This is a genomic window from Lysobacter sp. cf310 (genome assembly GCF_900114355.1).
In the GTDB taxonomy this organism is placed as follows: Bacteria; Pseudomonadota; Gammaproteobacteria; order Xanthomonadales; family Xanthomonadaceae; genus Lysobacter.
Map to the genome: position 1 here is coordinate 510192 of NZ_FOSS01000003.1, position 14915 is coordinate 525106.

Sequence of the window (14915 nt, forward strand, 5' to 3'; positions counted from 1 at the left end):
CACGCCATGTCTTCGATCACCCTCAGCCGTCGCGGTTTCCTCAAAGCCTGCGCCGCCACCGCCGCGGTCGGTGCGGTCGGTCCCACCCTGCTGTTCTCCAGCCCCGCCGAAGCTGCCGCGAACGCGCACGACACCGTGGTGTTCCTGTTCCTGCGTGGCGGCATGGACGGCCTCAACCTGGTCGTGCCGGTCGACGGCAGCGACCGTACCTTCTACGAACAAGCACGCCCCGCCCTGCAGATCGCCACCAGCGGCACCTATGGCGCGCTGCCGCTGACCTTGGCCGGCGGCGCCGGCACCGGCTTCGGCCTGCATCCTTCGGCGACCGGGCTGCGCGATATCTGGAACAGCGGCCAGCTCGCGATCGTGCACGCCTGCGGCCTGCTGACCACGGTCACGCGCAGCCATTTCGACGCCCAGCTGTCGATCGATCTGGGCACGCCCGGCCAAGGCGGCGGCGTGGGCTGGCTGGCGCGCGCGATGAACAGCCAGTCCGGCCTCAGCGGCGCCGAATCCATGCCCGCGCTGGCGGTGAACAACCGCCAGCCGGCCAATCTCAACGGCACCACGCGCGCGCTGACCATGGGGCGGCCGTCGGACTTCGCCCTCGATGCCGGCGCCTGGCAGTGGCAGAAGACGCGCGCGGATTCGCCGGCGAATCTGCGCGGCGTCAACGAGACCCTGGCCGCGCTGTGGAACGGCAACACCGGCTTGGAATACGGCGGCCAGCGCGCCGACGGCTCCTTGCGCGTGATCGCCCAGCAAAGCTACGCCGCGCTGCCGGCGAACTGGCCCACCGGCAACTTCGCCGAACAGCTGTGGACGATCGCCCAGTCGATCCGCTTCAACCTCGGCCTGCGTTACGCCACTCTCGACCTGGGCGGCTGGGACACTCACGACGGCCAAGGCAGCGCCGGCACCGGCTATCACTACTACCAGAACAAGATCGCCGAACTGTCGGCGGCGCTGGCCGCGTTCCACAACGAGCTGGCCGCCAGCGGCCACCTTTCGCGCGTGACCACGGTGGTGCAGTCCGAGTTCGGCCGGCGCGTGCGCGAGAACGCCAATCGCGGCACCGACCACGGCTACGGCAATCCGGTGATGGTGCTGGGCGGCGCGGTCAACGGCCGGCGCTTCTACGGCCAATGGCCGGGCCTGAATCCGGAAACCCTGTCGGCCTATTACGGCGACGTGCCGGTGACCACCGATCATCGTCGCGTGCTGTCGGAAATTCTGGTCCGGCGCATGGGCAACAACCAGCTCAGCACGGTGTTCCCGGGTTACGGCGGCTACACGCCACTGGGCATCGTCCAGGGCAGCGACCTGGCCGTGCAGGGCGTCGGCATGAGCATGGCCGCGCAGCCCGCGCTGGCGCGGCAGGAGGCGCCGGACGCGCTGCCGCAATCGAACCGCCGTCGCGATTATCTCGCGCGTCTGTTGAACGATCCGCGCATCGTGCGCCATCGCTGAGCGCGACCCGGGCGCGGCGCCGCCGCGTCCGGGGTAGCATGTCGCATGTGCCTGATCGCCCTGTCCTGGCGTAGCCATCCGCGCTACCCGCTCGCCCTGATCGCCAACCGCGACGAATCCCACGCGCGCGCCGCCGCCGCGGCCGGCCCCGATCCGGACGCGCCCGATGTCTACGGCGGCCGCGATCTGGTCCAGGGCGGCGGCTGGCTGATGGTGTCCACGCGCGGCCGCCTGGCCGCGGTCACCAACGTGCGCGCCGGGCTCGCCGCCGATGCCGCGCCGCGTTCACGCGGCGCCCTGGTGCGCGGCTTCGTGCGCGGCAGCGCATCGGCGCAGGACACGCTGGCGACGGTGCGCGAGCAGGCGCCCGACTACGGTCGTTTCAATCTGGTGCTGTGGGACGGCGAGGCGCTGGCCTTCGCCAGCAACTACCCGCAGTACGCCGAACATCCGATCGCGCCCGGCATGCACGCCATGTCGAACGGCGCCTTCGACGCGCAATGGCCTAAGAGTGGCCACGCCACGCGCGCCTTGTCGAACTGGCTGGCCTCGCCGGCGTCGGAACGCGACCAGCCCGACGCCGAGGCCTTGCAGCCCCTATTCGCCGCGCTCGCCGACACCACGCCCGCGCCGGACGCCGAGCTTCCCGACACCGGTGTCGGCCTGGAGCTCGAACGCGTGCTGTCGCCGCCGTTCGTGCGCGGCGAGCGCTACGGCACGCGCTGCAGCACCATCGTCCTGGTCGGCGCGGATTCGATCGTATTCGTGGAGCGCCGCTACGGCCCCGACGCCGCGCCAGGCGGCGAAACCGCGACGGTGCTGCCGCTGCGGCGTTGAACGATCGCCTGCGGACTCGCTACCCGCTCCGACACCAGCAGGCGGCGTCGCCCTGTCGAACCGCACATGAGAAGGCCCAGGCTTCGAGGTGTCCCTCGGGTGGCTGGGCCTTCCGTGTCGGAGCGGTTGCATCGGACTCGCGTCCGTAGTTTTTCTCCGACGCCGCGATCTTAAGCGCGGCGCCGTTAGGCCGCGGTCAAAATTCCGTAATGCGCGCGCCTACGCGCTCCAGGGCCACCAGCCATGCCCGGTCTGCGCGTAACGGTCGGCCGCCCGTTCGAAGGGGTTGCGCACGCTGACTCCGCCGCACAGCAGGTACAGCGGCAGGAACAGCACGCCCAGCACCATGTACTGGTAGACGTGCGCGCGCTCGTGGTCGGCGAGCTGGATCTCGGCCTCGTCGCCGTGGCCGGCGCGATGGGCGTAAGTCACGCACGGCGAATCCAGGCTGTCGCCGGTGTGCAGGATCACGTTGCCCAGGGTGATGGCTCCGCCCGGCCCCCAGGGCCAGCGGTGGAACACCAGCGCCAGGTCGCGCCGGCGCAGGTGCAGGTGTGCGCCGCGCGCCATCCCGACCGCGCCGGCGATCAGGCCGAGCAGGCTCACCGGCGATGCCCAGACGATGCCGAGCGCGCGCCCGGCGCTGCGCAGCCAGGGGCTCAGGCGCTGCCCTCTTCCGGCATCAGCAGCCACAGGATCAGATAGACCAGGATGCCCGGAAACGCCACCGACGCGATCGACACGATCACGTAGAGCGCGCGCAACAGGGTCGCGTTCCAGCCGAAACGCTGGGCGATGCCGCCGACCACACCCGCGATCATGCGGTCGTGGCGCGAACGGACGAAGGGTCGCGATGCTTGGCTCATGCGGCGGCTCCTGGCGGCGACGGCCGCAGTTTAGCGCCTCAGCGCGACGCCGGCGCGGCGGCCGGCTTGGCGCGGATTTCGTTCAGGCGCGCGCGCAGCCAGGTCGCCGACGGCTGCGCCGCCGCCGCGCCGCAGCGGATCTGGTAGGCGCGGCCGCTCATGCTGCTTTCGCTGGCGGCGCGCTCGATGAATTGTTCGGCGCTGGCGACCATATCGCGCTTGCGCAGGTAAGCGTATTTCTTGCGCAGGTGGGCCTGGGCCTGGCCGGCGTCGTACCAACTTCCGTTGCGCTGGAACTGGCAGCCCGAGCGCGCCAGGGTCGCGATCAGCTGTTCGATCTCGCGCTCGGCCTGCGGCGGCGGCGCGGCATGGACGGAAGCGGCGACGAGGGCCAGCAGGGACAACAGCAGGGCGGCGAGACGCGGGTTCATGCGGCCATTACAACCCACGCAGCCAGGGCCCGATCACCTGGGCCCAGATCGCGTAGCCCTTTTCGTTCATGTGCAGGCGGTCGGCCACGAACAGGTCCTCGCGCGGCTGGGCCCGGGCGTCGAGCATGGGGGTGTAGACGTCCAGATAGGCGACCTGGTGGCGGGCGGCGTAGTCGCGGATCAGCAGGTTGGCGCTGCGCACCTGCGGCAGCAGATGCGCACGCACCGGACTGGGCTTGATCGAAACGAAGGCGATCGGCAGGCCAGGCTGCGCCGCGCGCGCGCGCTGGACGAAGGCAGCGAAATCGTGGGCGACCTCTTGCGGCGTGCGCCCTTCCTGGAGGTCGTTGTCGCCGGCGTAGAACACCACCGCGCGCGGCTGGTACGGGGTCACGATGCGGTCGGCGTAGTGGACCGAGTCGTACACGCGCGAGCCGCCGTAACCGCGATTGATCGCGACGATGCCGGGCAGATCCTCGTGCAGCGTGGTCCACAGGCGGAACGAGGAACTGCCCACGAACACCACCGCGCCCGGCATGCGGCGCACGCGGCTGTCCTCGGCCTCGAAGGCGGCGATGTCGGGTTCGAAGCGCGCCCAGTCGTTGGGCGCGGCGGCTGTCGCGGGTGCGGGCGTTGCCGGCGCGGGTGCGCTCGCGGCTGCGGCCGGAGCGGTAGCGCGGCAGGCGGCAAGCAGGATCAGCAGCAGCGGGATCAGCAGACGATGCATACGCGGGCAGCTCTCGACGGACCAGGGCCTAGCCTAGCGTGCTGCGGCGATGATGTGGCGCGCGTAGACGGGGTGCGGCTGCGGCGGGGGTTAAAAGCAAATCCCCCTCCATCCCCCTTTTTCAAAGGGGGAGGAACAGCGGCGGCTGCGATAGTGCGGCGCTCGTAGGCGGCGCGCCGCTTCCCCAACCGGTCGTGGTGGGCTTGGCGAGCCACGGGCGGCGGCGGTGCGGCGGGGCTAAAGCAAATCCCCCTCCATCCCCCTTTTTCAAAGGGGGAGGAACAGCGGTTGTTGCGATAGTGCGGCGCTCGTAGGCGGCGCGCCGCTTCCCCAACCGTTCGTGATGGGTTTGGCGAGCCATGGGCGGCGCGGCTGCGGCGGGGCTAAAGCAAATCCCCCTCAATCCCCCTTTTTCAAGGGGGGAGGCAAGGTGGATCAGCGCGAACGCTGCTCCAGCCAATCGTGAATCGCGCTAGGCACCTCGCGCTGGGCGCGGCTGGAGACGTAGATGCCGATGTGGCCGCCCTTGAACGAGAGCTCGGTGTAGTCGGTGGTGCCGACCAGATCGCGCAGCGCGCGCGAGGCGTCGGGCGGGACCAGGTGGTCCTGCTCGGCGTAGATGTTCAGCACCGGCATGTCCAGATAGCCCAGGTCGACCGCGCGTCCGCCGATGTCGATGCCGCCCTTGACGAAACCATTGCCCTGATAGAACTGCTTGATGAATTGGCGGAAGGCTTCGCCGGCCTGGTCGGGCGAGTCGAAGATCCACTTCTCCATGCGCAGGAAGTCCTCCAGCGCCTTCTTGTCGTCGAGGATGTCGACCAGGCCGACGTACTTCTGCACGAACAAGCGCCAGGGCTTGAGCGTGAGGTAACACCAGTTCATCAGGTCCGCCGGTACGTTACCGAGGGTGTCGACGAACTGATCGACGTCGAGATTGCGGGTCCAGTTCGACAGCATGTTGTCGCTGGTGTGGAAATCCACCGGCGTGACCATGGCGATGAAGTTGCGGACCTTGCTCGGATTCAAGGCCGAGTAGCACAGCGAGAACGCGCCGCCCTGGCAGATGCCGAGCAGGTTGATCGACTCCATGCGGTAGGCGCCGCGCAGGTAATCCACCGCGCCGCCGAGGAACCGCTGGATGTAGTCCTCGAGCTCCAGGTAGCGGTCGGAACGATCGGGGTAGCCCCAGTCGAGGATGTAGACATCCTCGCCGCGTTCGAGCAGGCCGCGCACGATCGACTTGTCCGATTGCAGATCGACCATGTACGGCCGATTGACCAGGGCGTAGGCGATCAGCAGCGGCACCTTGGCGGTGGGCGCGGTCTCGCCGCGGTAGCGGTACAGCACGACCTTGCCGTCGCGCCAGACTTCTTCCTTGCGGGTCGCGCCGTAATCGACGTCGTCGACTTCGCGCAGCGTGTCCAGGCCGGCGCGCAGCTTGGCCTGGGTGCGCATCGCTTCCTGCGCCAGCGATTCGGGCGTGAACTGGATGGGGCCGGTCATGTCAGCGCGCTCCTGGCTTGCTCAATTTGGTCGGCTTGCCGGCCTGTTTGGCGGCGGCCTTGCTCGCGACCGGGCGCGCCGGCGGTTGCGGACGCGCGATCGCGGATTTCTTCGCCGCGGCTTTCTTGCTGGCGACCGGTTTCGCGGCGGCCGGTTTCGGCTTCGCTGCGGCCTTCGCGGGTTTGGCGTCGTTGGCGGCCGGCTCGCTGCTACGCGCGGTCGCAGTCGCGCGCGCGGGCGCGGCCGAGGCCTGGATGGCGTCGCGCAGGCGCCGCACTTCGCGTTCCAGTTGCACGATCTTGCGGTGCGCGGCGTCGATCTCGGTGCGGGTCGGAATGCCGAAACTGCCGGTCGCGTGTTCGACCTCGGTCTGGATCGCGCCGCGCAGCTTCATCTGCGAATTGACCAGGGCCGCATAGGCGTCGCGGAAACGCGGCGACAGGGCGATTTCGGCGTAGGCGTCTTCGGCGGCGTCGATCCACAGGTCGAACAGAGCGCGCGCCGACTGCAACTGGCGGCCGGGTTCGCTGCGCTCGGCCAGCTTGTCCTCGAAACGCGCGAACGCGTTCTGCCCGGCTTCGGCCATCAACGCGTTGTAGGCCTGGCTTTGCTGCTGATAGTTCGAATGCGCCAACGCCAGCGCCTGCAGGCGCTCCTGATGCTCGCGCGCGAAACCGAAGGCCGGCATGCCCAGCCAGGACTGACCGTCGCGCTGCCATTGCTGCAGATACGGCGCGGCTTGCTCCAGCCACTGGCTGAGATCGTTCTGACCCGGGCCGCGCATGCTGCCGAACACGTCGGCGAAGGGATTGGCGCCGCCACCGCCCAGCGCCTGCTTCCAGGCCTGGGCGACGTCGCCGGCCGAGGCGTCGCGGCCGGCGAACTGCGCGGCCAGCTGCTGCATCTGACCGAACCAGCCGCGCGCCTGCGAATTGAAACGCTCCAGCGCTTCATTGGCTTCGCTGCGGCCGCCCTGGGCCAACTGCGACCACCACTGCACGGCCTCGTTCCAGCCCGGCGCGGCGGTCGCTGCCGGCGCGGGCGCGCCGCGCATCAACTCGCCCCAGGCGTTCCAGTACTGTCGCGCGACGGCGTCGAAGTCTCCCTGCCCGAAACCGTCCTGTCCAAAGCTGCCCGGCTTGAAACCGCCGGCGCCGAATCCGTGATTGGCCATCGCACCCTCCAAGTTTGGACCGATCATAACAACGCGATGTTGCGTCGCGTCAGCCTGTGCCTGGCGGCACAGGATCGGGCGGCTCCGTACTCGTGCGTGTGGGAATCCGCGCGGCGCAGCCGCGTCGTCAGGGCTTGGGGATGCGCAGGGTCTTGCTGATCATCAGCGAACCCGACAGCGCGAACATCAGCACCAGCGGATGGAACTGCCAGGGCCCCAGTTGGACCACGCCGAACCACAGATCGTGGCCGATCGCGCCCTGCCAGGCCGCGACCGCCAGCACCACCACCAGCAACAGGCTGGTCGGGATCGGCGTGCCCTCGAAGTATTTGACCTTGTCGTCCTCGCCCGCCAGCGCCTCGGCGGTGACGTTGTAGCGCGCCAGGCGGCTCACGCCGCAGCCGACGAAATAACTCAGCACCGCCCAGTCCCAACCGCCTTGCAGGCCGCAGGCATAGGCCAACGCGGCCGGCGCGACGCCGAAGGAAATCACGTCGGCCAGCGAGTCCAGCTCGCGGCCCAAGGTGGACGAGGATTTGCGCCAACGCGCGACCCGGCCGTCCAGGGCATCGAAGATGAAGGCCAGCGGAATCAGGGCCATGCCGATCATCAGGTCGCGCACGCCGCCTTCCTGCAGGAAACGCATCGCGGCGAAGATCGCGCCGGTGCCGCAGAAGGCGTTGGCGAGGGTGAACCAGTCCGCGAGATGGAAATCGCGAAGCATCGAGAAATGGCGCTTCATGCGGCGCTCCTGAGCCGAGCGCCGGTGGCGGCGATCGGTGATGGAAAGTCACAGCCTGCCAAGCCGGCGCTGCGCAGGCAAGCGCTTGACGCAAGGCGGCGTTCGGTTCATGGCGCAGTTGCGACGCAGGCGAACGCCGATCTCGTGGGTCCAGCGCTGCACCTTGCAATGGCGCTTGCAGCGACGGCGTGATGGCGCGTACGGGCGATCGCGATTCGGATCGCCCCCGCCGCGGCTATCCGCGCATCAGCGCGGTATCGCCAGATGCGCCGCCGACACCGGCTTGCCGGCGCCGCGCGGCGCGGTGTCGATGATCGCGTCGGCCGGCAGCGGCGTGCCCGCGTCCAGGCGCGCGGACACGCGGTCCAGGGCCTCGTACACGTAAGGCAGCAGCGGCAGATAACGTGCGCCGTAATCGGGCAAGCCGAGGAAGGCGTCGAAGTGCTGAGCGTTGCGCACCTGCCAGTAGCGCACCTCGCGCCCGGCCGCCTGGGCCTGGCGCACGTAGGGCGCGCTGGTGAACGCCGGCGGGATCAGGCCGTCGTCGCGGCCGTGGATCACCAGCACCGGCAGGCCCGCGCGCGGCAGCCCGGCGCGAGTTTCGGCCACGCCCTTGCGCACGCGCTCGGCGTCGGCGCCCTGCCCTTGCCACAAGGCGCGCAGGCACTGCAGGCCGGCGAAACTCGGATCGGGCAATTGCATGCGGCTGTCGACGATGCCCACGCCCGCGCCCGGCGGAATGCCGCTGGCGTCGGACCACCAGGCCGCGCGTTCGACGACGGTGGCGGCACGCGCGGTGAAATCCGGATTCAGTGCGGCGTAGGAATAGCCGCAGGGATGCTCGCCGACCCGATAGCGCCCGTAGGCCGAGGCGTAGGCGACCGCGACCGCGCGCCACAGGTCGAAGCCCACCGACAGCGCGCCCGCGCGCAAGGCCTCGTCGGTCCAACCCTGGGCTTTGAGCTGGGCGTGCGCCGAGCGCGCCTGCGCGGCCGTATCGTTGCCCTCGACCAGACCGGCGGCCTTGAGCGAGGCGCAACGCTGGGTCCACAGCGGCGCGACCTGCGCGGTCAGCGGCGGCTGCGGCAGCGGGCCCAATGAGGGATCCAGCAGTGCGCAGGGCATCAGCAGCGCGGCCTCGGTGGTGTAGTCGTAAAGCGCGCGGCCGCCTTCGGCGAGCACGCTGGGTTCGCCGGCGACCACCGCATCCAACCAGTCGCCTTCCAGCTCGGCCGCGCGCAGCACCGCACCGCCGCCGTTGGAGACGCCGACCGCGATCACCCGCGTATTGGCGAAGGTGAACGGCGCCGATTGCGGCAGGGCCTCGTCCAGCGCCTGCAGCGCGAACTGCGCAGCCTGCTTTACGTGACGGCCCCAATCGGCCTCGGGGTTGTCGGTGGAATGCGCATGCTTGAAGGCGATGCCGGTGGCGCCGACCGGCGCATCGGCCGGGAACGCCAGGCCCGCGTCGCGCGGACCGACCGTGCCGTCGGCGCGCACGCCCTCGCCCGCGTCCAGATCGAAGTAGTCGGTACCGGTGCCCTTGTCGGTGTAGGCGATCGCGCAGCCCTTGGGCAGGCCCCAGGCCGCGGCGACCGAGATCGCGCCGTAGATGCCGCGCGAGCCCGAGGACGCCGCCACCACCACGCAGCGCTTGCCGGCGTCGAAGCTGTCCGGCACCTGCACCAGCACGCGATGCGGCTTGCTCGCGCCGGGCACGGTCGCCAGCGCGCTGAACTCGCGCCCTGGGACGGTCGCGGTGCTGCCGTAGAGCTCGCCGTAGCCGCCGCCGGGCGCGAGATCGGCGATGCCGCGCCAGTTGGCCCAGATCGCGCGACGGCGCAGTTCGGCGACGCTGGGCGCTTCGGGCCGGGCGAACGCCGGCGGCGCCAGCGCGCGCAGACCGGCCAGGCCGAGGCCAGCGGTGAGCAGGTCGTCGTCGCCGCGATGCTCGCTGACGCGTTGCGCGGTGAACATCGGCGCGGACTCCTTGGCGACACGCGTACCGCCGCCGGCGCAGGCGGCGAGCACGAAGGGAATGACGAGCGCGGCGCAGGCCGCGGCGATACGCAGGGTGGGCGGATTCATCCCGCGAGCGTAGCAAGCCGCCGCCCCGCTCTCATCGTACTTTCGTACAGGCCCGCCCGTGTCCGCGCCCGGGTGCGCTAGGCTAGCGACGATGCCCACTTTGCTGATCGCCGACGACCACCCGCTGTTCCGCGCCGCCCTGCGCCAGGCCGCCGCCGATGCGGTGGCCGACACCCAGGTGCGCGAAACCGACACCCTGGACGGCGTGCTGGCCGCGCTGGACGCCGAGCCCGGCATCGACCTGGTCCTGCTGGACCTGCACATGCCCGGCAATCACGGCCTGGCCGGGCTGGCGGCGATCCGCGCCCAATACCCGGGCGTGGCGGTGGTGGTGGTATCGGCCAACGACGATCCGCGCGTGGTGCGGCGCGCGCTCGACCATGGCGCGGCCGGCTATCTGCCCAAGAGCGCGGGCCTGGACGAATTGCGCGATGCGATCCGCGCCGTGCTGGCCTGCGAGCAATGGCTGCCGGCCTCGCTGCGCGCGGCGGTCGCGCGTACCGACAGCGCCAGCGCCGACGCCGACCTGGCCGCGCGCCTGGCCAGCCTGTCGCCGCAGCAGTTCCGCGTGCTGACTCTGGTCGCCGATGGCCTGCTCAACAAACAGATCGCCGATCGCCTGGACGTGCAGGAACGCACGGTCAAAGCCCATCTCTCGGCGATCTTCGATCGCCTGGGCGTGCGCAACCGCACCCAGGCCGGGGTGGTGCTGCGCGAGCTCGAACTCAGCGACCCGGCGCGACAGATCGCGGATTGAGCGTCGACCGCCTACGTTTCCGCCGCTCCGTGTGGGAGCGGCGTAAGCCGCGATAGCGCTACCCCCAGCGATCACGCACGCTCGACGTCGCATACGCCGATGCGGGCGAATGCGGTCTTCCGCCGTCGTCGAGGCTTCGCGATCGCGGCTTACGCCGCTCCCACAGAAGGCGGAGCAGCGCCCGCGATGGGAGCGACGCCGATGACGTCGCTCCCGAGGCACAGCATGCGCTCGCGCCCGGATCAGCTCGCGCTCAGCCGCAAGCGCTGCGGCGCGCGGTACTCGCATTGGGCCCGCTTCGCCGTTTCGCAACTGGGCTTCTGCGCCTGCAAGCTCAACGCCTTGCCGCCGCCGCCCGAGCCGCAGTCGGCGAAGCAGGCCGCGCGTTCGGCCTCGCACGCGGCCGGCGATTCGCCGCTGGCCAGGCAGATGTTGTACAGACGCACGCAAATGCTCTGACACGAGGCCTGCGCGGGCAAGGCCGCGAACAAACCGATTGCCAACGCCAGCGCAGACGAACACACGGTAGCCGTGGTCTTCATCGTTCCTCTCCTTTGAAACGCGAACCCCCTGCCCGCTGCACCCTACGCCGCGGCGCGCGCCTGGCAAGTGCGCCGCACGGACGGCGCGCCATTTCTCGACGCAGCGCAAGAAAATCCGCGCATTCATGCGGTCACCGTTGCGCGCCGCATCATCGCGCGGCTAGCCGATCTCCAACTCGCGCGCGGCCAGCATGCGATCCAGCACCGATTTCAACGCCAGCGGCTTGAGCGGCTTGGTCAGCAGCGACAGGCCGGCCTCGTGCACCGCGCGACGCACCGACTCGCCGCTGTCGGCGCTGAGGATCAGGGTAGGCCGCGGGCCGAAGGTGGCGCCCAGGCGCTCGGCCAGGGCCACGCCGGTGTCGCCGTCGTCGAGGTGGTAATCGAACAGCCACAGCGAGGCCGGATCGGCCTCCATCGCGCGCTGCGCCTGCGCGCCGTCGGAGCCGGTCGCGACCTCGAAGCCCCAGCGCCGCAGCAGCTCGGCCAGCGCAGCCAGCGCCTGCGGGTCGTTGTCGACCGCCAACACCCGCAGGCCGATGCGGCCGCCGCGCGCGCGGTGCGCGCCCGCGTGCGCGCCGCGCGCGGGCACGCGCGCCACCCGCACCGCGAACGCCGTGCCGCGGCCGAGGTGGCTGCGCAGGCTCAGCGGCGCGTCCAGCAACTGGGCGATGCGGTCGGCGATCGACAAGCCCAGCCCCAGGCCCTGGCCGGGCGCGTCTTCGCCGCGCCGGAACTCCTCGAAAATCGCGGTCTGATGCTCCAGCGCGATGCCCGGGCCGGTGTCGTGGACCTCGATGCGCAGGTACGCGTCATCGCGGCGCACGCCCAGCAGCACGCTGCCCCGGGTGGCGTAGCGCACCGCGTTGGCGAGAAAGTTCTGCAGCACGCGCCGCAACAGCTGCGGGTCGCTATGGATCCAGGCGTCGCTGGCGACGAAGCGGAAACGCAGCCCGCGCGCGGCGGCGATCGCACCGAATTCCGAGGCCAGCGGTTCCAGCACTTCGGCCAGCGGAAACTCGCGCGGCTGCGGCACCAGGCCGCCGGCCTGCAAGCGCGACATGTCGAGCAGTCCGGTGAGCAGATCGCCCGTGGAGTCCAAGGCGCCGCTGATCTGGGCCACGGTCTCGCGCTGCTGCGTGCCCTGCACCTGCTGCGACAGCGCATCGGCGAACAGCTGCGCGGCGTGCAGCGGCTGCATCAGGTCGTGGCCGATCGCGGCCAGGAAGCGGCTCTTGGCCTCGTTGGCGCGCTCGGCCTCGCCCTTGGCGATCTCCAGGTCGGCGGTGCGTTCGATCACGCGCTGCTCCAGGGTTTCGTTGGCCTGGATCAGCCCGGCCTCGGCGCGGCGGAACGCGGTGACGTCGGTGAAGGTGGCGACGAAGCCGCCGCCCGGCATGGGATTGCCGCGGATCTCGACGATGCTGCCGTCGGGCAGCACGCGCTCGGACAGATGCGGCGTGCCCGCGCGCATGAACGCCAGCCGCCGCTCCAGCGCGCGTTCCAACTGGGCTTGCAGGGGTCGTCCCGACGGCGGCATGCGCTGCAAGGCCCAGCGCGACAGCTCGGCGATCGGGCGGCCGACCTGCAGCAGCTCGGGCGGGAAGTCGAACAACTCGGCGTAGCGCCGATTCCAGGCCACCAGACGCAGCTGGGCGTCGACCACGCTGATGCCCTGGCTCATATTCTGCAACGCGGCTTCCAGCACGCGCTGATTGAAGCGCAGGTCGGCCGAGGCCTCGCCGACGATGGCCGCGACCGTATCCAGGTCGCGGCCGGTGTCGCGACGCGCGGCGTCCAGCAAGACCCGCGCCGAGGCCGACCCCAGCACCGCGGCCAATTCGCGCTCGACCCGGTCCTCGATCTGCGCGGCCACCGCCTCGCCCGTGGGCACGCCTTGCAGCAATTGCGCGACGCGCTCGCGCGGCAGGAAACGCAGGCCGGTGTCGCGCAGGGTTTGCACGTCCAGGCCGCGCTGCGCGCGTCGCGGCGTCTCGCGCCGCCACACCGCCGCGATCACCGTCGCCAGCGTGCCCACGAACAGGCTGGCGCCGACCGCGCGTCCCAACCGGCTCCAACCGGTAAGCCCGAACAAGCCGTCCGGCGACAACCAGGCGATGCCGAACGGCCCGGTGCCCAGCCAACCGGGGTTCGCGCCGCGCGCCGCCAGCATCATCGGCAGCAACAACACCCAGGCCCAGGCCGCGAAACCCAGCAGCACACCGATCACCGCCGCGCGCGGCGGCGTCTGCGGGCGCCAGACCGCGAAGCCCAAGGCCGGCGCCAGCGTCGCCAGCGCCGAGAACGAGACCGCGCCGACGTCGGCCAGCGCCTCGCTGCCGGCGATCAGGCGGCTATACGCCCAGGCCAGCAGCATGATCACCACGATGCCGCTGCGGCGCAGCGCCAGCACGTGGCCGCGCAGATCGCTGCCGTCGTTGCGCGACCACAAGCCGCGCAACAGGCCCGGCGCGAACCAGTGGTTGCCGATCATCAGGCTCAGGGTGAGCGTGCTGACCACGACCATGCCGGTGGCCGCACTGAGTCCGCCGAGGAAGGCGAACAAGGCCAGGCCCTCGTGCCCCTGCGACAAGGGCAGCGCGAGCACGTACAGATCCGAAGGCACGCCGCTGCCGCCCAGCAGCGCCTGCCCGGCCTTGGCCAGCGGCAGCACCGGCAGCGCGATCAGCACCAGGTACAGCGGGAACTGCCAGCGCGCGGTGCGCACGTCGCGCTCGTCGCGGCACTCGACCACGCCGACGTGGAACTGGTGCGGCAGGATGAACATCGCTAGTGCGCCCAGCAGCACCAGCGGCGCGAAACCGCCGGCCGGATCCGCGGGCGGCGGCGGCGCGGCCGCGGCGGTGGGCGCGTCCAGGCCGAACCAGACGAACAGGCCCAGCGACAGCATCGCCGCGAGCTTGAACACGGATTCGAACGCCATCGCCAGCACCAGGCCGCGGTTGTGTTCGGCGGCGCTGGCGCGGCGGGTGCCGAACAGCATCGCGAACAGCGCCATCGCCAGGGCGACGTAGAGCGCGCTGTCCTGCCAGGCCGGCGACGCGGCCGCGTCGGGCGAGCGCGTGGTCAGCATGGCGAAGCTCATCGCCACGGCCTTGAGTTGCAGCGCGATGTAGGGGATCAGACCGAGCGCGGCGATCAGGGTTACGGTCGCGGCCAGCCACGCATCCTTGCCCAGGCGGGTAGCGATCAGGTCGGCCAGCGAGGTCGCGTTGGTTTCGCGCGCCAGCCGCACCAGCTTCATCATGAAGCCCACCGCGAGCGCGTACAGCAGGATCGACCCGAGGAAGGTCGGCGGCAGCGGCCAGCCGTAGCGCGCGGCCTGGGTCACGGTGCCGTAGAAGGTCCAGGAGGTGCAGTGCACCGCCAGCGACAGCGAGTAGATATGCCGCCAGTGTCGCGCCAGCACCGTCGGCCGGCGTTCGGCGTAGAGCGCGGTGCCGAACATCAGCGCCAGCCAGGCCACGCTGGCCAGGGCGACGGCGGTGAGGCTCAGCATGGGCGGGCGCGGGACGGCATCGGGCGAGGATAACGTAGGCCGCGGCCGGGACCGGAACGCGGCACGACGGCGACGCCGCCCTGCTGGGGATGAGGATCGCGGCTTACGCCGCTCCCACAGAAAGCGGCATGAACGCGGCTTGCGTTGTTCCCACAGAAAGCCGTGCGAACGCGGCTTGCGCCGTTTCCACAGAAAGCTGCACCTATCGCGACCGCTGGACGAAGCCGGAGGCTCGCCTCCTGTGGGAGCGGCGTG

Annotated in this window: 13 protein-coding genes; 3 read left to right on the forward strand and 10 right to left on the reverse strand. The window is 70.7% G+C overall.

Features of this window, described 5'->3' with window-relative positions:
* The first annotated feature begins 6 nt into the window (after positions 1-6).
* Together BMZ45_RS13565 and BMZ45_RS13570 are read left to right on the forward strand one after the other, a co-directional pair.
* On the forward strand, positions 7-1470 hold the full coding sequence (locus BMZ45_RS13565; protein ID WP_091637261.1) for a DUF1501 domain-containing protein: 1464 nt from the start codon (positions 7-9) through the stop codon (positions 1468-1470).
* A gap of 45 nt (positions 1471-1515) precedes the next feature.
* On the forward strand, positions 1516-2307 hold the full coding sequence (locus BMZ45_RS13570) for an NRDE family protein (RefSeq protein ID WP_091637067.1): 792 nt from the start codon (positions 1516-1518) through the stop codon (positions 2305-2307).
* 219 nt (positions 2308-2526) lie between these two features.
* Here BMZ45_RS13570 and BMZ45_RS13575 read toward each other — a convergent pair whose 3' ends face one another.
* From BMZ45_RS13575 to BMZ45_RS13610, 8 genes are all read right to left on the reverse strand, one after another.
* The gene (locus BMZ45_RS13575) at positions 2527-3000 is read right to left on the reverse strand and encodes a hypothetical protein (protein ID WP_091637068.1); all 474 of its coding nucleotides are present in this window, start codon (positions 2998-3000) and stop codon (positions 2527-2529) included.
* Positions 2967-3173 (reverse strand): PspC domain-containing protein, encoded by a 207-nt coding sequence (locus BMZ45_RS13580; RefSeq protein WP_091637069.1) that lies wholly within the window; start codon positions 3171-3173, stop codon positions 2967-2969. Before BMZ45_RS13580 ends, BMZ45_RS13575 begins: the two co-directional genes overlap by 34 nt.
* Positions 3174-3211: 38 nt before the next feature.
* Entirely contained in the window at positions 3212-3604 is a 393-nt protein-coding gene (locus BMZ45_RS13585) for a DUF5329 domain-containing protein (protein WP_091637070.1), read from the reverse strand.
* A 7-nt stretch (positions 3605-3611) separates the two neighbouring features.
* The gene (locus BMZ45_RS13590) at positions 3612-4331 is read right to left on the reverse strand and encodes an SGNH/GDSL hydrolase family protein (protein ID WP_091637071.1); all 720 of its coding nucleotides are present in this window, start codon (positions 4329-4331) and stop codon (positions 3612-3614) included.
* A 435-nt stretch (positions 4332-4766) separates the two neighbouring features.
* Entirely contained in the window at positions 4767-5837 is a 1071-nt protein-coding gene (locus BMZ45_RS13595) for a class III poly(R)-hydroxyalkanoic acid synthase subunit PhaC (RefSeq protein ID WP_091637072.1), read from the reverse strand.
* A 1-nt stretch (position 5838) separates the two neighbouring features.
* Positions 5839-7011 (reverse strand): class III poly(R)-hydroxyalkanoic acid synthase subunit PhaE, encoded by a 1173-nt coding sequence (gene phaE, locus BMZ45_RS13600; protein WP_091637073.1) that lies wholly within the window; start codon positions 7009-7011, stop codon positions 5839-5841.
* Between the two features lie 127 nt (positions 7012-7138).
* Complete coding sequence (locus tag BMZ45_RS13605; RefSeq protein WP_091637074.1) at positions 7139-7753, reverse strand: CDP-alcohol phosphatidyltransferase family protein; 615 nt, start codon at positions 7751-7753, stop codon at positions 7139-7141.
* A gap of 246 nt (positions 7754-7999) precedes the next feature.
* The gene (locus BMZ45_RS13610) at positions 8000-9841 is read right to left on the reverse strand and encodes a 3-hydroxybutyrate oligomer hydrolase family protein (RefSeq protein ID WP_091637075.1); all 1842 of its coding nucleotides are present in this window, start codon (positions 9839-9841) and stop codon (positions 8000-8002) included.
* A gap of 91 nt (positions 9842-9932) precedes the next feature.
* Between BMZ45_RS13610 and BMZ45_RS13615 the strand changes: the two genes are divergently transcribed.
* On the forward strand, positions 9933-10598 hold the full coding sequence (locus BMZ45_RS13615) for a response regulator transcription factor (RefSeq protein WP_056175361.1): 666 nt from the start codon (positions 9933-9935) through the stop codon (positions 10596-10598).
* Positions 10599-10840: 242 nt separating this feature from the next.
* Here the strand turns inward: BMZ45_RS13615 and BMZ45_RS13620 are convergent, their stop codons facing one another.
* Positions 10841-11140, reverse strand: a complete 300-nt coding sequence (locus tag BMZ45_RS13620) for a hypothetical protein (protein ID WP_139215511.1) — start codon at positions 11138-11140, stop codon at positions 10841-10843.
* A 160-nt stretch (positions 11141-11300) separates the two neighbouring features.
* Positions 11301-14660, reverse strand: a complete 3360-nt coding sequence (locus tag BMZ45_RS13625; protein ID WP_091637077.1) for a hybrid sensor histidine kinase/response regulator — start codon at positions 14658-14660, stop codon at positions 11301-11303.
* Between the last annotated feature and the right edge of the window lie 255 nt (positions 14661-14915).